Consider the following 16,240-nt stretch of genomic DNA (forward strand, 5'->3'; position numbering starts at 1 on the left):
GGGGGACAGCAGGTGGGACATGGAGGGGGACAGGGGGACGCGCCTCCAGCACCTGGGCCAGGGCCAGCCGGAAGCCCTCGGCCAGGCCCGCGCCGTGCGCCTCGGCGCGGATGCGGGCATCGCGCTCCACGGCCAGGGCAGCGCGCAGGGCGTCGTTCTCGACGCGGGGGCACCCGCAGGGCGTAGGCGAGGCCTCCGGCGCCGTTGCGGGCTGCTCTTCGGCGTCCTGTGGGGCCTGACGGGCCAACCGCGGGGGCGGCAGCACCTGCGCGGCAAAGGACTCGGGGACAATGTCGCCGCCCCGGAGCCGCTGGTAGCCTGGAGCCACGGGTGCGGTGGTTTCGGGAATCATCAGGGCACTCCAGCGTCGGACGAGGTGGTGACGTGCGGCGCGAGCGCGCAGCACACGGGAGGCACTGGCCGGTTGCGGCAGTCGGCACGCCAGGGGTAGCCGTGCTGGCAGGTGGGCCACGGCCCCGGGTGGGCGGCGCGCGCGGCCTGGCCGGCGGCGGTGGCGCCATGCGGTGCCCAGCGGCCTTCCTCGGTGATTACGTCACCAAGCTGCACAGCGCCGCACTCAGCGCACCGGGTTGCACGCATTCGCTGGCAGGCGCTCACAGGGCGCCTCCCATCAGCGCGAGCATCGGCGGCTCCTGTTGCTCGGACGCCGCCTCCGGAGGCAACTCCTCCGGGTACTCACGCAGGAGGCGCACCCAGCGCGTCTTGGCCCCCAACGAGGGCGTCTCGCGGGGCCTCGCCGGGCAGTTCCATGCTCTGGACGCGACGGCCTCACGCACGCCCCACCAGCCGGCCGCACGGAGGCTCGCGCCGCTCTCCTCGTCCAGGGTGTAGGTGAGGACCGCGAAGTAGCCCAGTGCGTGGGCAGCACGGGCCGCGGCGGCGTACAACATGCTGCACGCGTTCCACGTGCCATCCGTGGCGAGGCGGGTCACCTCGACGACGCGCCGGTGGTCGAGACCACGCGCGACGGGGCGGCCGACCATCGCGACGCCGACGAGGCACGCGCGGCTTTCGTCCCAGACGGCATGGCTCCAGCGGTGACCGATGGACGGCGCGTGGTGCCGGTGGTGCGCGGCAACGAATGCCTGCGCCTGCGCCAGCGTGACAACTACGAGCCGCAGAGGGTGGTAGCGGTTGCTCATGGGCGCCCCGCCTTCTGCGCGCAGGTGTGTGGCGGGCATCCGGGGGCCGTGCAGCGGAACACCTTGCACGTCGGGCAAGGCTCCATGGCCCGGCGGCAGGAGCACTTCCGGATGCACTTCGCGCGGAGCCCCGGCGCGGGCTCCCGGACCAGCGCCTTCTCGCCGCGAGCGTGGTACTCCGCCCAGCGCGCCGCATCTGCGGCCTGGACGGTGGCGTACCCCGCGTGCACCGCGGCGAGGACGTCCGCGGGCAGCTCCCAGCAGTGCCCCACCTGACCGGGCTCGCAAGGCACCAGCTCCGGCAGGCGCACCACGTCCATCAGCCACAAACCCACCGGGCCGACGTACCAGCGCGATTCGCGGGGAGCCTGGTCCTCGTAGGACACCGAGGCCACCCGCCCCACCGCGAGAACCGCGTTGGATGGCACGTCCTCCGGGGAGAACGGGCGAATCCCGCCGTAGACGTCCATCCACTGGGCAATGCCCGCGTCGTACTCACCCGCGCACACCGCCACGTGGGCGCCTACGACGGTCGCCGCGGGCGGCACGGCGAGGTTGAGCACGGGCGCCGTGCCCAGCTCCACGCTGCGCGCGAGGGGCTGGGGCACCGTAACGGCGAGCAGTGGCGCGCGCGTGATGCAGGCGGTGCTCATGCCGCCTCCAGTACCTGGGCCTCGGCGCCCATGTTCGCGCGGACAACGGCCTCAGCGACCTCGGGGCACACGCTGTTGCCGATGAGTCTCACCTTCGCGGCCTTGCTCGTGGCCGCGCTCAGGTCGTAGCCCTCGGCGAAGCGGCCAAACTGGGCACGAAGGAGTTCCTCCGGCTCCAGCATGCGCATGCCGATGTCGACAATCTGGTGCTGGACGCCGGCGACCATCACCAGGCCCATCCGCGCCAGGGCGGTGATGGTGCGCATGGGCCGGTCCACACGCTGCCCCGTCGAGCCCTCGCCGTAGTAGGTGGTCAAGAAGGCCCGGACCTCGGCGACGTGGTTGCCCCCGGCCACGATGGTCGGCATCGGCGTCCGCACGTCCCAGCCCGCTGACTCCCCCTGCACCTTCAGGAGCGTGGCTGCGGCGAGCGAGTGGTGGTCCGTGGCGGTGATGGTGTCCATCGGCCGTCCGTCGAAGGGCACGCCCACGACGCCGCCGTAGTGCTTCGCGAGGAAGGACGTCACCAGCGCGTGTTTCTGGCCGTCCGCCACCACTGTCCCGAGCGGCTCGTGCAGGTCCAGGTAGCGCGCGCGCTGGCCAGGACGCTCGCCATAGCCCGTCTGCACGAGGGTGGGTGCGACGAGCGCGTGCCCGCGCCGAGCTGCCGTCACCGTGGACAGCGGCGCGTCGATGGGCTCGCCGCGGTCCGCCTGGCCGCCGTGGTTCACCTTGACGATGGACGGAACCACCAGCGCCCGGTCGTTCTTCGCGGTGATGGTGCCCACCGGGGCGCCCACAGGCGTCGGAGGCGTCTGCCCTGCCCTGCCTCCACAGCCGACAATGAACGGCTCCGGGTTCTCCAGGACGAAGCGGCGCAGGCCCTCCGCGATGCGCCAGAGCGTCTTCTCCGCAAGGGGGCGCTTGCGCTCGAAGATGCTGGGGCACGGGAGGCTCCAGTCGATGCACTCCGCCGCCGTCCGCAACGGCAGACGGCCAGGCCCGTGTGTCGGCTCCGGCCAGCGGATGGGCTGCCCGTCGCACCGGGCCACCAGGAAGAGGCGGCGGCGCTTCGTGGGGGCCCCGTACTGGCTGGCGTCCAGGACGCGGAAGTCCACTTGGTACCCCAGAATCTGGAGGGCCCCCAGCCACTGGTCGAACGTCTCGCCCATGCGCGCCTTGTCGGGGCGCCCGTCCGGCCCCAGCGGCCCCCAGGTGCGGAACTCGCTGACGTTCTCCAGGAAGATGCAGCGCGGCCGCACCTTCCGCGCCCAGTCCACCACCACCCACGCCAGGGAGCGGATGTTCTTCTCCCGCGGGGTGCCACCCTTCGCGACTGAAAAGTGGGTGCAGTCGGGAGAGGCCCAGAGCAGTCCAACCGGGTGACCGCGGGTAGCCTCGCGCGGTTCCACCTCCCAGACGTCGGTGACGTAGTGGCGCGCGTGGGGGAAGTTCTTTCGATGCGCGGCGATGGCCGTCTCATCGTGGTTGATGGCGACATGGACTCGGTGACCGGCGGCCTCGATGCCCTTGTCCGCCCCACCGAACCCCGCGAACAGGACGACGTTCTTCTCTCGCTTGCTGCGCTTCATGGAAGGCTCCGGTCGGAGGTGGCAACGAGCGTCGCGATGACGGCGAGGACGACGGCGCCGAACGCCGCGCAGGCGACGTCCTGGAGTTGCTGCTCGCTCAGCCGGGGCAGCACGAGCCCGGCGGCGGTGGCGCCCACGGCGAGGGCGCCGAGGGCGATGGCGGAGGCGCGCGGGTTCACCACCGGCCCTCCGAGAGCCGCGCAACCTTCGCGCGCTCGTCAGCGAGCTTCTTCGTCCAGATGCGCGCGAACGCGGTGCCGTCGCCGTGGTGGTTGGCGTCCAGCGCATCAGCCGCATCACCAAGCAGCTTCGTGCTGGGCTTCTTCACGACGTGGCCACAGGCCGCACAGGTGATGCGGACCTCCGGCTCCTCGCTGGAGTAGGAACTGCATTCGCAGTCGGGGCAGTCGTGGACGGGAGGGCGCTCGACATCGCGTGGGTAGAGGGCGCGCTGCTCGCACTTCGGGCACTCGGGGTACTCAGCCACGGAGCACCTCCAGAGCCGCCGATGCCTGGAACGCAGCCAGAAAGGCGGCCTTCGCAGCCTCGTGCTTCGCAGCCTCGTGAGCGCGAGCTTCGCGCCACAGGCGCCGGCAGCGCGGGTGCTGGCACGTGGCGACGGGCCGCTCATTCACCTCGCCGTGCACGTGCTTGCGGCTGCGCAGCCGCCAGCAAACGGCGCAGCGCACCTTCACCGCATCCCCGGCGACGGTGTCCCAGCGGTCGCCAGGCGTGGCCTCGTAGAGACGCCAGCGCAGCAGGCCCCGTTCTGCATCCGGGCACCGAGACACGAGCGCGGACACCTGTCGGCGGCGCTCCTCCGGCGTGGGCAGGCCGTCACCCATTGGCCACCTCACGCGTGTGCATCTCCTGCGCGACGAGGAACTCCCCCTCTGGCGTCAGCCGCGGGGAACGGGCCTTCCCTGCCTTCAGGCGAAGCAGTCCGCGACGCTCAAGCCGGCGGAGGACGTCTGCGGCGGCGTTCACCGAGGACCACTGGAAGTGGTCGCACAGCTCCTGGAGGCTGGGGACCTCGTCGGCGGTTGCCTTGCGCTCGGCCAGGTACAGAAGGACCGCGCGCTGGAGGGCCGTGGGCCCCTTCACGGCAGGGCCGTGCTCCGGTGGGGGGCGTGGAGAGCATGCCGTGGCCGTCATGCCGCCTCCACGGTGATGCCGTAGGTGGACAGGTCGACGGGGCGACCGCGCCGGGCCCGCGCGCAGGAGAGGCGCGTCAGGGCCGCCGTAGCGTCCTCCTCCGCAACGTCCCGCGTCCGGGCGTACACCTCGACCGCGGGCAGGCCGTCAGCGCGCGCGGTCACCCGCCAGCCAATCCGACAGGGCTCGGTGGTGTAGACCAGGAGGCCCGGAAGCGACTCGCTCGGGCAGCTCATCGGCCGCCCCCGTCGTCGCCACCACGGGACTGGGCATCCAGCGCTGCGGACCCAACACCCAGGGCCGCCTCCGCGAGGCTCTCCACCTGGAGCGCGAAGCCCTGGAGCACCGCGCCGGGGACGACCGCCCGGTTGCCCAGATAGTCGCACTGGGTGCGGGCGATGCCGGCGATAGCCGCGAGCTGCTCGCGGAGCTGGTCCAACTGCGCCCGGAGGGCCTTGGTGGCATCCTCAACGGGCCTGTGGGGCAGACTGGCAGCCGGGGCCCCGCTCCCAACAACCTTGGCCGAGGTAGCGACCGGTGTTGGGGCGGTGTTGGGCGTCCCCTTCCGGAGTTCCCGACGACGGCGCCACTTAGCGCGCGAAGCGTCGAGATTCTGGGGGGTTACTGGTGCGCGCTCGGAGGGACTTGAACCCCCAACCCCCGGGTTCGAAGCCCGGTGCTCTATCCAGTTGAGCTACGAACGCAATTTCGAGGGCGGGTAAAGAAGGGCGGCCAACCGGGATCGAACCGGCAACCTCCGGAGTCACAGTCCGGCGCTCTAACCAGTTGAGCTATGGCCGCCGTTACAGCTTTACCGCGAACGGCGTTTGAAGCGGCGGCTTCCCTACCTTGGAAACCAGGACCCTGACAAGGCCCAAATGCTACTTACGGCCAGGTTGGCGCCCCAGGCAGGGCTCGAACCTGCGACCCCCGGCTTAGAAGGCCGGTGCTCTATCCAGCTGAGCTACTGGAGCTGGCCGGGCCGCCTGCTTCCGATGCTGCACTTCAAGTCGGGGCGAGAGGATTCGAACCTCCGACCCCCTGCGCCCAAGGCAGGTGCGCTACCAGGCTGCGCTACGCCCCGAGAAGTTCGGCATTGTTGAACCATCCCGAACGGACGCGCAAGGCCGACGTGACTGACGGCCTCGCATTCCGGACGGCTACAAGCCCAGCAGGTGGGGCTTCATCTTCTGGAAGGCCTTCCCCCGGTGGGAGATGGCCGCCTTCTCCTCCGGCGTCAGCTCCGCCAGGGCACGGTCGCCGCCCGGAAGGATGAAGACGGGGTCATAGCCGAAACCATGGCTTCCCTTCGGGGCGTGGCCGATACGACCATTGCACTGCCCCACCTCCACCTTCGCCTCCCCTCCTCCGGGCCCCACCAGCGCCAGTGCGCAGCGGAAGGACGCGGTGCGCTGCGCGTCGGGCACACCGGCCAGTTCGGTCAGCAGCTTCTCGTAACGGGCCCGGTCATCCCCCGGGGCATAGCGCGCGGACTGCACACCGGGCCTGCCGCCCAGCGCGTCCACGCACAGCCCAGAGTCATCCGCCAGGGTGAGCATCCCCGTGGCGTCCGCATAGGCGCGGGCCTTCTTCACGGCGTTCTCCTCGAACGTGGCGCCGTCCTCCACGGGCTCGGGCACGGGAGGCAGGTCCGCCAGGGACACCACCTCCACCGAGTCTCCGACGAGGCCGCGCAGCTCGCGCAGCTTGCCCTTGTTGGACGTGGCGAAGAGCAGCCGGGGCTTCACCGTCATCCCAGCACCTGCGCCTGCGCGGCGGTCAGCTTCTGGATGGCGGCCAGCCCGCCGTCCACCATGGCGTCCAGGGCCTTGCGGTCGAAGAGCTGGTGCTCCGCCGTCCCCTGCAGCTCCACCATGCGGCCGTCCGCGGTGGCCACCAGGTTCAGGTCCACATCCGCGGTGGAGTCCTCGTCGTAGTCCAGATCCACCCGGACCTCGCCCTTGACGATGCCCACGGACACGGCCGCCAACGGCGTGAGCTTGGGCAGCTTGGAGATGGTTCCGGCCTTCTGCAGCGAGCGCAGCGCCAGCACCAGCGCCACGTAGGCCCCGGTGATGGAAGCGGTGCGGGTGCCGCCGTCCGCCTGGAGCACGTCACAGTCCAGCGTCAGGGTGCGAGGCCCCAGGGTGGACAGGTCCACCGCGGCGCGCAGGGAGCGGCCGATGAGCCGCTGGATTTCCATGGTGCGGCCCGTCTGCTTGCCCTTGGCGGACTCACGCTGGTTCCGCGAGTGCGTGGCGCGCGGCAGCATGCCGTACTCCGCCGTCACCCAGCCGGAGCCCTTGCCCATCAGGTGCGGCGGAACGCGCTCCTCCGTGGAGCAGGTGACGAGCACCTTGGTGTGGCCGAACTCCACCTGGACCGAGCCCTCCGCGTAGCGGGAGACACCGGGGGTGAGGACGACGGGGCGAAGGTCCAGCGCACCACGTTGAAAGGAACGCACAGCAGGCTCCTGGGAAATGAGGACGAGCGTCCCCTTCTCTACCAGAGCCACGCCGCGCGGGTGTCGATTGCCTTGGCGCCGTTGCACTCAGGGCGACACGGGGCCAGCCACCTCGGTCCCCCGGGCGGCGTCCCGGCGGCGCGTCTCCTTGAGGAAGGCCAGCACGCCCTCGGTAATCGCCTCGGCCAGCTTCTCCTGGTACTCCGGCCGGGCCAGCCGAGGGCCCTCCACGGGATGGGAGATGTAGCCCACCTCCACGAGGACCGCCGGACACTCCACGCCGGAGAGGACGAAGAAGGGCGCCTGCTGCACGCCCCGGTTCACCGCGCGGGTGCCGCGCACGAGGCGCGGGTGGATGGCGTAGGCCAGGCGCGAGGAATCCGCGTGCGCCTCCGTGCGCGCCAGGTCCTGGAGAATGAAGGCCAGCGTGGAGTCCGTCCGCGTGGCGCGCGACATGGGCGCCTCCGCGTTCTCCCGGTCCGCCACGGCGAGCGCGGCGTCACCGGAGGCGCTGGCGGACAGAAAGTACGTCTCCACGCCCTCGGTGCGCGCGCGCATCCGCTTCGTGGGCATGGAGTTGGCGTGGATGGAGATGAAGAGGTCGGGCGCGTGGTCATTGGTCCACGCCACGCGCTCCGTCAGCGACACCAGCGTGTCGTGCTCGCGCGTCAGGAACACGTCGCCCCCCGCGGCCTCGAGCTTGTCCCGGAGGCGGAGCGAAATCTGGAGCGCGACGTCCTTCTCCCGCAGCTTGCCGGGACCCTTGGCGCCTTCCTTCGCGCCACCGTGTCCCGGGTCGATGATGATGCGCGCGGGACGCTCCGCCGCCCCGGCGATGATGGGGACCAGCCAGAGCAACGACAGGAGGCCGAGGAGGGGGCGGCGCGGCGACGGCATGCTGGGCCCCATGCTAGCGGAGCCCGGCCGCCAGAGCGAAATCCGGGCCTCAGCCCACCACGTCGATGCCCGGCTTCCCCGCCTGGACTTCACCAATCAGCGCCGCGTCCACGCCGGCCGCCTCCAGCGCCTTGAGCGCCTTGAGCGCCTGACGTGCGGGGACGCTGGCCAGGAGGCCGCCGTTGGTCTGCGCGTCCGCGAGTACCCACTGGATGCACTCGGGCAGTCCTTCGGGGAAGCGGACCTTCTTGTGGACGTGGGCGAGGTTCGACTTCGTGCCGCCGGGCACCACGCCGTCCTCCGCCAGCGCGGGGACCTCGGCGATGAGCGGGATGCGCTCCAGGTCCAGCGTTGCGCGCACCTTCGCCGCGGTCATCATCTCCAGCAGGTGCCCCAACAGGCCGTAGCCCGTCACGTCCGTGAGGGCGTTCACCTTGAACTTCCCGGAGGCGAACACCTCGCCGGCGGCCCGGTTGAGCGTCGTCATCACCCCCAGGGCCCGCTTCGTGAGCTGCTTGGACGCCACGCCCCGCTTGATGGCGGTGGTCGCGATGCCCGAGCCCAGGGGCTTGGTGAGAAAGAGCACGTCCCCCGGCTTCGCGCCCGCGTTGGTGAGCACCTTCTTCGGGTGCACCACGCCGGTGACGGCCATGCCGAACTTCGGCTCGGGGTCACGGATGCTGTGGCCGCCCAGGATGGGGATGCCGGCCTCGTCCGCCTTGGACTGGCCGCCCGCCAGGATTTTCGACAGCACCTTCAGCGGCAGCTCGTCCGGGAAGCACACCAGGTTGAGCGCGAAGAGGGGCCGCGCGCCCATGGCGTAGATGTCCGACAGCGCGTTCGCCGCGGCAATGGCCCCGAACTGGAACGGGTCGTCCACCACCGGTGGAAAGAAGTCCACCGTCTCCACCACCGCCATGCCGGGCGCCAGCCGGTACACGGCCGCGTCGTCATGGGTGGAGAACCCCACCAGCGCCTGGGGGCCCTTCGTGGACCTCAGCCCCCCCAGCACCTGCGCCAGGTCCGAGGCCCGCAGCTTCGCCGCGCAGCCCGCGCAGTGGCTCAGCTCGGTGAGGCGCTTCACCTTGTCCGTCTTCTTTTCCGCCATGCCCGCTCCCCACGCCTCGCCGTCCCGGCACGGGCCCCGGAAAGGGCCCGGCCCGTTCACCGCTCAGGCCGCTCGGATGTAGTCCCGCTTGAGCAGTTGCACCACGGCCTCGGCGGTGACGACGTCATCCGCATCCGCGTGGTCCATCACCGCGTTCAGGGTGCCGTAGTTGTGCACCAGCTGCAGCACGTCCAGCAGCTCCGGCGCCAGCTCCTTGAGCGGCGGCGTCAGCGGCGAGGCCAGCGCCAGCGAGGCATCCGCCGTCGGGAGGCTCGGCTGCAGGCGCTTGATTTCGTCCAACTGGCGGAGCGCGTCCATGAGGAGCGCCTCGGTGGACGAGTCCAGCTCCACCATGAACTCCTGGTTCTCCGCCGGGCGCAGCTCGAAGTCGCCCTCTTCCCAGGTGATGATGCGGTTGAAGCTCTTCTGCGGCCCCAGGTTGTGGTTCTCGCCGATGACGGCGTAGTACACGCGGCCCTGGCGCAGGTAGATGCGCCCTTCCTGGTCGCTGCGCTGCACCACCAGCACGCCGTTCTTCTTGGACGTGTGGAACAGCTGGAGCAGGTCCGGGAGGGGAATCTCCTCAATCTTCCCCGTCATGGAGCTGGCCTTGTTGGTGGTCCGCGCGGCCTGGGCCGCGGCGGCCTCCTCCAGCTTCAGCCGGGCGGTGCCCTCGTCCACGCTGGCGCCTTCGGCGCCCTGGTGCACGAGCTTGAGGATGGAGGTCCCGATGAGGATGCGGTCCCCTTCCTTCAGGCGGGACTGCTTCACCTTCTCACCGTTGACGAAGGTGCCGTTGGTGGAGCCCAGGTCCTCGATGGTGATGCTCCCATCGGAGAAGCTGATGCGCGCGTGCTTGCGGGAGACCATGTCCTCCACGAGCACCATGTCCAGCTCACTGGAGCGGCCGATGACGATCTGCTTGTCCGCCTTCAGCGGGAATTCGCCGCCCTGGTACTTCCCTGAGATGAACTTGAGGGCGTAGGTCTTTTGGGTGTCCATGGTCGTCAGCCAGCCTGCTCCGCCTTGCCGGGGTCCTTCACCAGATTGAGGTACATCTGCGCGCTCTTGTTACCGGGGCTGCGCACCAGCACGTCCTCCCAGACCTGCACCGCCTCCGCCCGCCGCCCGGCCGAGTACAGCGCGACTCCATACTGGATGTGTCCCGGAATGAAAGCCGGGTTCTGGGCGATGACCTGCTCGTATTCGATGAGGGCCGCCGCGTTGTCCCCCGCGTCGCGCAGGGCGTTGCCCAGCTTGAGGCGGATGTCCACGAACTGAGGACACAGCGCGAGCGCGCGCCGGTACTCCTCAATGGCCTTGGCCCACACGCCGCTGGAGGCGAAGACGTCGCCAATCTCGCCGTACATGTTGGCGATCTTCTTCTCCACGTAGGGGTCCAGCTCATCCGGGCCGGATTTCTGCTGAGAGAGGGCGGCCTGGTAGACCTCCTTCGCCTCGGCGTACTTCCCCATGTCGTTGTAGATGACGGCCAGGTTGAGCGCCGCCTCGGTATAGGCGGGGTTGAGCTTCAGCGCGGATTCGAACGCGCGCTGCGCCCGGGCGAACTGCCCCTGGTCGTGGTAGATGATGCCGAGCATGTTGAATACGTCCGCGAACGTCGGATTCTGCTCGACGATCTTCGCGAGGTATTGCTCGGCCTGCGCGTACTGCTTCTTCTCGAAGTAGCCGCGCCCGAGGGTCAGTAGCTGCTTGAGGGGCTCGTCCATGAATCGGCCCGCCAGGGCCCTGCCTCCGAGACGACCAGCCTACATGAGGCTGGGAGAAAACAAGAATTCATCACCACTGAGCGACAACGAGAGTTGCCGCTGGCCCCGGGTGTCCACCGGCCGCGCCGGCAGCGCCCCCTGCAGGCGCCAATGCTCCGTCACCACCGCATCGTCCCGCTCCAGCCGGACGTACCACGCTTCCACCTGGTAACCCCGCGCCCGAACCTGGCGCAATTGCTCCCACTCCGGCCCGCCCACTCCGGGCGTGCCCGGTCCCGCCAGCCGCCCCAGGGACTCCGCGTCCGCCGCCTGGAGCGCCCTGCGGCGGGACTCCAGGGCCGTCACCACCGCCTGGAGCCGGGGCGCCGCCGTCGTCTCCGGCACCCAGGATCCGTTTCGCACCACGAAAGGTACCCGCTCCACGCCCGCCGTGCCCACCCGGGTGTCGCCCACGGCGCCCTCGAAGTCGAGCGTGGCCTGCGCCTCCGCCCGCTGACCTCCGGGTGCCACGTTGACGGTGATGCGGGCGAAGCGGTGCTGCCGGGACGTCAGGGGCCCCGGCGCGCCGGGGACGGGCAGCGACAGGCCACTGGACTCCGTCGCCTTGAGCGCGGTGATGATTTCCAGCTCGGGGCCGGCCGCGGCGCCCAGGAAGCGTGGAACGAACAAGGCCAGGGTGGCGCCCAGCGCCAGGATGACGATGATGCCGCCACCGAAGCGGCTCCAGTCCTGGGTCGTTCTCACGAGCCCAGCATACGCTGGGCGCGCTCCGCGGCGGGCGTGCCTGGCAGCCGACGCAGCACCTGGCGCAGCGTGTCCTGCGCCTTCTGCGTGTCATTCAGTTTCACGTACGCGTCGTGCAGGTCGAAGAGGGCCTCCTCCTCGTACTCCGTGCCCGGGTAGCGGCGCAGCAGCCCTTCCAGGCGCTGGGCCACGGCCTTCCAGCGCTCACGCTTCTGGTAGAACTGGGCCGCGTACAGCTCGTGCGAGGCGAGCCGGCGCCGAGCGTCCTCCCGGTGCGTCTTCGCCTCCGCCACGTACTGAGACTGGGGGTACTGGCGCAGGAACTCCTCCATGGCCACCAGCGCGGAGCGGATTTCGCCCTGGTCCTTCTCGCGGGATGGAGGCAGGGCGAAGAACTCGGAGGGGTAGGCCCGCACGTGGGTCATCGCGGAGCGGAAGGCGGCGTAGTCCACCTTGGCGTGCGTGGGGTGGAGCTTGATGAAGGACTGGTACTGCTCCTTGGCCTCGGGGAAGGCGTCGCGCTCGAAGTCCACGTCGGCCAGCTTCAGCTCGGCCTCGCGGGCGGCCTCCTGGTACGGGAACTTCGTCCGGACGTACTCGAAGTACTTCTGGGCGCGGAAGAAATCCTTGTTCTCCAGGGCCTCGGAGCCGAGCCGCAGGTTTTCATCGGCGACGGCAGCATAGTCAGGCTCACCGGCCTGGCCCTGCGTGAGGGACGCACACCCGGTACCGAACAGCAGGAAGGCGGACAGAAAGGCGACGGCGGAACGCATCCCCACCACGCTATTCCTCCGGCCCCGAGGGGTCCAGCGAAGCTTCTCCGAGCAACTGGTAGATGACGTCCTCCGAGAAGCCCCGGCTGTCCAGGAGCCGTCCTGCGCGGGCCCGCTCCTTGGCCCCCAGCGGGCGGCCGAGCAGTCCCCGCTTCTCCAGCACTGCCCGCGCCGTGGCCAGCGCGTCAAAGGACACCGCGTCGCTCGCCTCGGAGATGGCCTGCTGGGCCGCCCCATTCTCCAGCCCGTGCGCCCGCAGCCGGTGGGCCACCGCCTCCGGCCCCAGCCGGCCTCGGCCCAGGAGCAGGGTGGCCCGCTCGCGCGCGAAGCGTTCGTCGTCCAGGTAGCCCCAAGCCTTCACGCGGGCGAGCGCGGCCTCGCACACCGCTTCGGTGAAGCCCTTCCGGGCCAGGGCCTGCTCCAGCTCGCGGCGACTGCGCCCGCGCATGGACAGGAGCTTCAGGCACGCGTCCGTGGCACGGCGAACAGCGTCGAGCCCTTCGTCCTCCGGATGCATGGCGGGATACCTAGCATGTGGTAACAGGCCCGGCCATGCACCCCGTACTCGCCCGCTTCCTCGCCGCCGATGCCGCTCGGGAGACGCTCCTCAAGCAGCAGTCGGGCGGAGACCTCTCTGTGGAAGAGCAGGCCTTCACCGACGCCGCCTCCGCGAACCCGAAGCACAAGTCCGTGCTGATGGGCGTGGGCGGCCGCACCCTGTCCACCGATGCCCAGGCTTCGCTGGTGCTGCTGGCGGCCCACGCCGCGGTCCGCGCGCTGGACCAGGACGCCACCCTGGCGGAGCCCACGAAGAAGGCCCGCGAGGCCCTGGCCGAGGAAGGCGCCAGTCCGGAGGAGACGGACGCGTTCCTGGCCTCCATCCTCCTGGAGGAGGCCTTCGGCTACGAGCAGGACGTGGACGCGTTCGACAGCGAATACGTGAAGGAGGCGCTGGGCGAAGTGCCCGCGCTGGCCGCGCTCACCAAGGAGGCGGTGGACGCGCTCTTCCTCACGTTCGTGAAGGCCGCCGCCAACGACGCGGAGCGGAAGGTGCGCGAGGGCATGGCCCGCGCCCTCTTCGACATCGCGTGGTCGGAAGGGCCCGCGCCCATCAACCCCGAGCACATGGAGGCCGTGCTCGACGCGGAGGTGGTGGACCGGCCCGAGGAGGAGCAGGAAGCCAAGGTGCAGGCGACCGCGCAGTTGCTCCAGGCGCTGTCCAAGGAGGGCCTCGTCGGCCCCATCCGCTTGTCCCGCCTGCGCGCCCTGCTGGGTGAGGACGACGCGTAGCAGCCGTGCCACGGACGCCCTGCCCTTTCCGGGCGGGCGCCGCGAACCGCTAGAAGCGCTCGATCTGGAAGTCGTCGTCCCCACCTGCCGCGGCGGGTGCCGCCGGGGCGGGCGCTGGCGGGCGCGCGGCGGGAGACGCCATGGGACGCCCCACCGGCGCGCCGGCCGGAGCCCCTGGACGCATGGCCTGCGGCGGCGGCACCCCCGGGCGCATCTGCTGGGCCGCCGGAGCCGCCGGACGCATGGGCTGCGCCATGGGCGCCGGAGCAGGCGCGGCCTGCGGCGCCGCGACAGCCGTGGGCGCCCCCTTCTGAGCGAAGGCGGACGAGCCAGGAATGGGCCGCGACTCCCCGGGCTTCGAATCGAAGTTGTCCCACTTGGAGTCGGACGTGCCGCTGATGCCGGAGAAGCGCAGCGCGAAGTCGTCCGGGTTGGTGGCCTGCCGATGGGCCTCCTCGTAGGTGACGAGCCCCTGCCGCACCAGGCTCATCAGCGACTGGTCGAAGGTCTGCATCCCGTACGTGTCCGTGCCCTGGGCAATGGCGTCGTGGATCTCCTTCGTGCGGTCCTTGTCTTCGATCATCTCGCGGACACGCGCCGTGACGCGCAGCACTTCCACGGCGGCCACGCGGCCCTTGCCGTCCGCGCGCGGCACCAGACGCTGGGACACCACGGCCTTGAGCACACTGGCCAACTGGAGGCGCACCTGCTTCTGCTGATGCGGCGGGAAGGCGGAGACGATGCGGTTGATGGTCTCCGTCGCGTCCAGCGTGTGCAGCGTGGACATCACCAGGTGGCCCGTCTCCGCGGCGTGGAGCGCCGTTTCGATGGTTTCGTGGTCACGCATTTCGCCCACGAGGATGACGTCCGGGTCCTGGCGCAGCGCGCTCTTGAGCGCCTGCGCGAAGGTCATCGTGTCCACGCCCACCTCGCGCTGGTTCACGATGGAGCGCTTGTCGCGAATGAGGAACTCGATGGGGTCCTCAATCGTCATGATGTGGCTGGTCTCGTTGGCGTTGATGTGGTCGATCATCGCCGCCAGCGTGGTGGACTTGCCGGAGCCCGTGGTGCCCGTCACCAGCACCAGGCCGCGCTCCTCACCGCAAATCTTGGCGAGAATCTGGGGCAGCAACAGGTCCTGGATGGTCATCACCTTGAAGGGGATGACACGCAGCACGGCGCCCACGGTGCCACGCTGCTGGAAGACGTTCACGCGGAAGCGCCCGAGCCCCGGCACGCCGTAGGCCAGGTCCACCTCGTTGCTCCCCTTGAACTTCTCCTTCTGGAACTCGTTCATGATGCCGAAGGCCATGCGCGCCACCTCCTCGGGAGGGAGGCGGCGGCCGTCCTTCAGCGGAACCAGCGAACCGTCCACGCGGAACATGGGCGGCAGGCCTGCCTTGAGATGAATGTCGGAGGCACCGCCGCGCAGGGCGATCTGGAGGATCTCGTTGAGTTCCATGAGCGGCGCAAATCCTACCAGACGCTCGCGCACGCATGCGATGGGGCGTGATGGACCCCGAAAACACATCGGCGGAGGCCCTCGGATGAGGACCCCCGCCGTGTGAGGACAACCCAGCTGCTGAGCGAGTGGCTTAGCGCTTGGAGAACTGGAACCGGCGACGCGCGCCCGGCTGGCCGTACTTCTTGCGCTCGACCGCGCGAGCATCGCGGGTGAGGAAGCCGGCCTTCTTCAGCGCCGGACGGAACTCCGGGTTGAAGGAGCACAGCGCACGGGCGATGCCGTGACGGATGGCGCCGGCCTGGCCGGAGAGACCGCCACCCTTGACGTTGACCGTCACGTCAACCTTGCCCTTCTGCTCGAGGATCTCGAGGGGCTGGTTGAGGACCATCTTGGACGTCTCACGGCCGAAGTACTCGTTCAGCTCGCGGCCGTTGATGGTGACGAGGCCAGTGCCAGGACGAATCCAGACGCGGGCGGTGGCCTCCTTGCGGCGGCCGGTGGCGTAGAAACCGAGCTCATGGTTGATGGGCATGGACGTTATCTCCCTTACGCCTCGACCTCGAACGCGGCAGGCTTCTGGGCCGCGTGCGGGTGCGTGTCACCTGCGTAGACCTTCAGCTTCGTCATCATCTGGCGGCCCAGCGCGTTGCGCGGAAGCATGCGCCGCACGGCGTTGATGATGATGTCCTCGGGGTGACGCTGGCGGAGCTTCTCCAGGTTGGTGATCTTCAGGGCGCCCGGGAAACCCGCATTCGGGTGCCGGTAGTACATCTTGTCCTGCTCCTTCGTGCCCGTCACCTTCACCTTTTCGGCGTTGATGACGACCACGTGGTCGCCCGTGTCAATCGACGGCGTGTAGATGGCCTTGTGCTTGCCCTTCAGCAGGGTGGCAATCTGGCTCGCCGCGCGGCCCAGCACCTTGTCGGACACGTCGATGACGTGCCACTGGCGCTTGATGTCCCCAGCCTTCGCGCTGTAGGTCTTCTGCGACATTTCGTGCACTCCAGACTTCTCGCGGCCGCCGTGTGCATTCCAGGGACCGCTGCTCGTGCTTAATCAACCGCGGGTCGACCGTGAAAACTTCACGGAGGCCCGGAAAGGCCGACCGTCCTAGTGGGTGTGGCGGATCAAGTCAAGGTCACACCGCACCAGACGTCCGGATTCCCCGATCACCCCCGCCAGGACGCCCCCTTCAGGAGGCGGGCA

At 69.9% G+C, this 16,240-nt stretch carries 22 protein-coding genes, 4 tRNA genes and 1 pseudogene; 1 reads left to right on the forward strand and 26 read right to left on the reverse strand.

The features are described 5' to 3' along the window. The 23 genes and pseudogenes from F8M74_RS27290 to F8M74_RS27400 all read right to left on the reverse strand — a co-directional run. A pseudogene (locus tag F8M74_RS27290) lies at positions 1-352 on the reverse strand (hypothetical protein); the annotation flags it as partial. A gap of 262 nt (positions 353-614) precedes the next feature. Beyond that, positions 615-1,163 (reverse strand): XF1762 family protein, encoded by a 549-nt coding sequence (locus tag F8M74_RS38125; protein WP_141257408.1) that lies wholly within the window; start codon positions 1,161-1,163, stop codon positions 615-617. Next, positions 1,160-1,816: a hypothetical protein gene (locus F8M74_RS27300; protein WP_141257409.1), complete on the reverse strand. Its 657-nt coding sequence runs from the start codon at positions 1,814-1,816 to the stop codon at positions 1,160-1,162. The genes F8M74_RS38125 and F8M74_RS27300 overlap by 4 nt, the downstream gene beginning before the upstream one ends. Beyond that, entirely contained in the window at positions 1,813-3,408 is a 1,596-nt protein-coding gene (locus tag F8M74_RS27305; protein WP_141257410.1) for a DNA cytosine methyltransferase, read from the reverse strand. The genes F8M74_RS27300 and F8M74_RS27305 overlap by 4 nt, the downstream gene beginning before the upstream one ends. Continuing rightward, entirely contained in the window at positions 3,405-3,587 is a 183-nt protein-coding gene (locus F8M74_RS27310) for a hypothetical protein (protein ID WP_141257411.1), read from the reverse strand. Before F8M74_RS27310 ends, F8M74_RS27305 begins: the two co-directional genes overlap by 4 nt. Then, positions 3,584-3,895 (reverse strand): hypothetical protein, encoded by a 312-nt coding sequence (locus tag F8M74_RS27315; RefSeq protein WP_141257412.1) that lies wholly within the window; start codon positions 3,893-3,895, stop codon positions 3,584-3,586. Before F8M74_RS27315 ends, F8M74_RS27310 begins: the two co-directional genes overlap by 4 nt. Further along, entirely contained in the window at positions 3,888-4,265 is a 378-nt protein-coding gene (locus tag F8M74_RS27320; protein WP_141257413.1) for a hypothetical protein, read from the reverse strand. The genes F8M74_RS27315 and F8M74_RS27320 overlap by 8 nt, the downstream gene beginning before the upstream one ends. After that, a complete protein-coding gene (locus tag F8M74_RS27325) occupies positions 4,246-4,563 on the reverse strand; it encodes a hypothetical protein (RefSeq protein ID WP_141257414.1) in 318 nt (105 codons plus the stop codon). Before F8M74_RS27325 ends, F8M74_RS27320 begins: the two co-directional genes overlap by 20 nt. Continuing rightward, a complete protein-coding gene (locus F8M74_RS27330; protein ID WP_141257415.1) occupies positions 4,560-4,799 on the reverse strand; it encodes a hypothetical protein in 240 nt (79 codons plus the stop codon). The genes F8M74_RS27325 and F8M74_RS27330 overlap by 4 nt, the downstream gene beginning before the upstream one ends. Beyond that, entirely contained in the window at positions 4,796-5,002 is a 207-nt protein-coding gene (locus F8M74_RS27335; RefSeq protein ID WP_141257416.1) for a hypothetical protein, read from the reverse strand. The genes F8M74_RS27330 and F8M74_RS27335 overlap by 4 nt, the downstream gene beginning before the upstream one ends. Before the next feature lie 191 nt (positions 5,003-5,193). Next, positions 5,194-5,267, reverse strand: a tRNA-Arg gene (locus F8M74_RS27340). Between the two features lie 23 nt (positions 5,268-5,290). Then, positions 5,291-5,364 (reverse strand) — tRNA-His (locus tag F8M74_RS27345). Positions 5,365-5,460: 96 nt separating this feature from the next. Further along, positions 5,461-5,537, reverse strand: a tRNA-Arg gene (locus F8M74_RS27350). Positions 5,538-5,573: 36 nt separating this feature from the next. Further along, positions 5,574-5,647: transfer RNA gene (locus F8M74_RS27355), tRNA-Pro, on the reverse strand. Between the two features lie 76 nt (positions 5,648-5,723). Beyond that, complete coding sequence (rdgB, locus tag F8M74_RS27360; protein WP_141257417.1) at positions 5,724-6,317, reverse strand: RdgB/HAM1 family non-canonical purine NTP pyrophosphatase; 594 nt, start codon at positions 6,315-6,317, stop codon at positions 5,724-5,726. Next, a complete protein-coding gene (gene rph, locus F8M74_RS27365; RefSeq protein WP_011552094.1) occupies positions 6,314-7,027 on the reverse strand; it encodes a ribonuclease PH in 714 nt (237 codons plus the stop codon). The genes rdgB and rph overlap by 4 nt, the downstream gene beginning before the upstream one ends. A gap of 87 nt (positions 7,028-7,114) precedes the next feature. After that, positions 7,115-7,924, reverse strand: a complete 810-nt coding sequence (locus F8M74_RS27370) for an N-acetylmuramoyl-L-alanine amidase (RefSeq protein ID WP_141257418.1) — start codon at positions 7,922-7,924, stop codon at positions 7,115-7,117. 49 nt (positions 7,925-7,973) lie between these two features. Beyond that, positions 7,974-9,032 (reverse strand): selenide, water dikinase SelD, encoded by a 1,059-nt coding sequence (gene selD / locus F8M74_RS27375; RefSeq protein WP_141257419.1) that lies wholly within the window; start codon positions 9,030-9,032, stop codon positions 7,974-7,976. Positions 9,033-9,095: 63 nt separating this feature from the next. Continuing rightward, entirely contained in the window at positions 9,096-10,034 is a 939-nt protein-coding gene (locus tag F8M74_RS27380; protein ID WP_141257420.1) for a DUF4388 domain-containing protein, read from the reverse strand. 5 nt (positions 10,035-10,039) lie between these two features. Further along, positions 10,040-10,762, reverse strand: coding sequence for a lipopolysaccharide assembly protein LapB (locus F8M74_RS27385; protein WP_011552090.1), 723 nt, complete (start codon positions 10,760-10,762; stop codon positions 10,040-10,042). Between the two features lie 39 nt (positions 10,763-10,801). Beyond that, positions 10,802-11,506: a hypothetical protein gene (locus tag F8M74_RS27390; protein ID WP_141257421.1), complete on the reverse strand. Its 705-nt coding sequence runs from the start codon at positions 11,504-11,506 to the stop codon at positions 10,802-10,804. Next, on the reverse strand, positions 11,503-12,279 hold the full coding sequence (locus F8M74_RS27395) for an outer membrane protein assembly factor BamD (RefSeq protein ID WP_171410502.1): 777 nt from the start codon (positions 12,277-12,279) through the stop codon (positions 11,503-11,505). The genes F8M74_RS27390 and F8M74_RS27395 overlap by 4 nt, the downstream gene beginning before the upstream one ends. A gap of 10 nt (positions 12,280-12,289) precedes the next feature. Then, entirely contained in the window at positions 12,290-12,796 is a 507-nt protein-coding gene (locus tag F8M74_RS27400; protein WP_141257423.1) for a regulatory protein RecX, read from the reverse strand. Between the two features lie 35 nt (positions 12,797-12,831). On the opposite strand from F8M74_RS27400, the gene F8M74_RS27405 reads away from it, so the two are divergent. Next, entirely contained in the window at positions 12,832-13,569 is a 738-nt protein-coding gene (locus F8M74_RS27405) for a hypothetical protein (RefSeq protein WP_171410503.1), read from the forward strand. Between the two features lie 49 nt (positions 13,570-13,618). On the opposite strand, the gene F8M74_RS27410 is transcribed toward F8M74_RS27405, so the two are convergent. From F8M74_RS27410 to rplM, 3 genes are all read right to left on the reverse strand, one after another. Next, a complete protein-coding gene (locus F8M74_RS27410; RefSeq protein ID WP_141257425.1) occupies positions 13,619-15,031 on the reverse strand; it encodes a type IV pilus twitching motility protein PilT in 1,413 nt (470 codons plus the stop codon). A 133-nt stretch (positions 15,032-15,164) separates the two neighbouring features. Further along, positions 15,165-15,566: a 30S ribosomal protein S9 gene (gene rpsI / locus F8M74_RS27415; RefSeq protein WP_141257426.1), complete on the reverse strand. Its 402-nt coding sequence runs from the start codon at positions 15,564-15,566 to the stop codon at positions 15,165-15,167. A 14-nt stretch (positions 15,567-15,580) separates the two neighbouring features. Beyond that, a complete protein-coding gene (gene rplM, locus F8M74_RS27420; RefSeq protein WP_140861505.1) occupies positions 15,581-16,027 on the reverse strand; it encodes a 50S ribosomal protein L13 in 447 nt (148 codons plus the stop codon). Between the last annotated feature and the right edge of the window lie 213 nt (positions 16,028-16,240).

The sequence above is a fragment of the Myxococcus sp. CA023 genome, assembly GCF_010998615.1.
In the GTDB taxonomy this organism is placed as follows: domain Bacteria; phylum Myxococcota; class Myxococcia; order Myxococcales; family Myxococcaceae; genus Myxococcus.

Bases quoted from the DNA above. Each gene is read 5' to 3' on its own strand.
- F8M74_RS38125 (WP_141257408.1), bottom strand. From the start codon at position 1,163: ATGAGCAACCGCTACCACCCTCTGCGGCTCGTAGTTGTCACGCTGGCG.
- F8M74_RS27300 (WP_141257409.1), bottom strand. From the start codon at position 1,816: ATGAGCACCGCCTGCATCACGCGCGCGCCACTGCTCGCCGTTACGGTG.
- F8M74_RS27305 (WP_141257410.1), bottom strand. From the start codon at position 3,408: ATGAAGCGCAGCAAGCGAGAGAAGAACGTCGTCCTGTTCGCGGGGTTC.
- F8M74_RS27325 (WP_141257414.1), bottom strand. From the start codon at position 4,563: ATGACGGCCACGGCATGCTCTCCACGCCCCCCACCGGAGCACGGCCCT.
- F8M74_RS27330 (WP_141257415.1), bottom strand. From the start codon at position 4,799: ATGAGCTGCCCGAGCGAGTCGCTTCCGGGCCTCCTGGTCTACACCACC.
- rdgB (WP_141257417.1), bottom strand. From the start codon at position 6,317: ATGACGGTGAAGCCCCGGCTGCTCTTCGCCACGTCCAACAAGGGCAAG.
- F8M74_RS27370 (WP_141257418.1), bottom strand. From the start codon at position 7,924: ATGCCGTCGCCGCGCCGCCCCCTCCTCGGCCTCCTGTCGTTGCTCTGG.
- selD (WP_141257419.1), bottom strand. From the start codon at position 9,032: ATGGCGGAAAAGAAGACGGACAAGGTGAAGCGCCTCACCGAGCTGAGC.
- F8M74_RS27380 (WP_141257420.1), bottom strand. From the start codon at position 10,034: ATGGACACCCAAAAGACCTACGCCCTCAAGTTCATCTCAGGGAAGTAC.
- F8M74_RS27385 (WP_011552090.1), bottom strand. From the start codon at position 10,762: ATGGACGAGCCCCTCAAGCAGCTACTGACCCTCGGGCGCGGCTACTTC.
- F8M74_RS27395 (WP_171410502.1), bottom strand. From the start codon at position 12,279: ATGCGTTCCGCCGTCGCCTTTCTGTCCGCCTTCCTGCTGTTCGGTACC.
- F8M74_RS27400 (WP_141257423.1), bottom strand. From the start codon at position 12,796: ATGCATCCGGAGGACGAAGGGCTCGACGCTGTTCGCCGTGCCACGGAC.
- F8M74_RS27405 (WP_171410503.1), top strand. From the start codon at position 12,832: ATGCACCCCGTACTCGCCCGCTTCCTCGCCGCCGATGCCGCTCGGGAG.
- F8M74_RS27410 (WP_141257425.1), bottom strand. From the start codon at position 15,031: ATGGAACTCAACGAGATCCTCCAGATCGCCCTGCGCGGCGGTGCCTCC.
- rpsI (WP_141257426.1), bottom strand. From the start codon at position 15,566: ATGCCCATCAACCATGAGCTCGGTTTCTACGCCACCGGCCGCCGCAAG.
- rplM (WP_140861505.1), bottom strand. From the start codon at position 16,027: ATGTCGCAGAAGACCTACAGCGCGAAGGCTGGGGACATCAAGCGCCAG.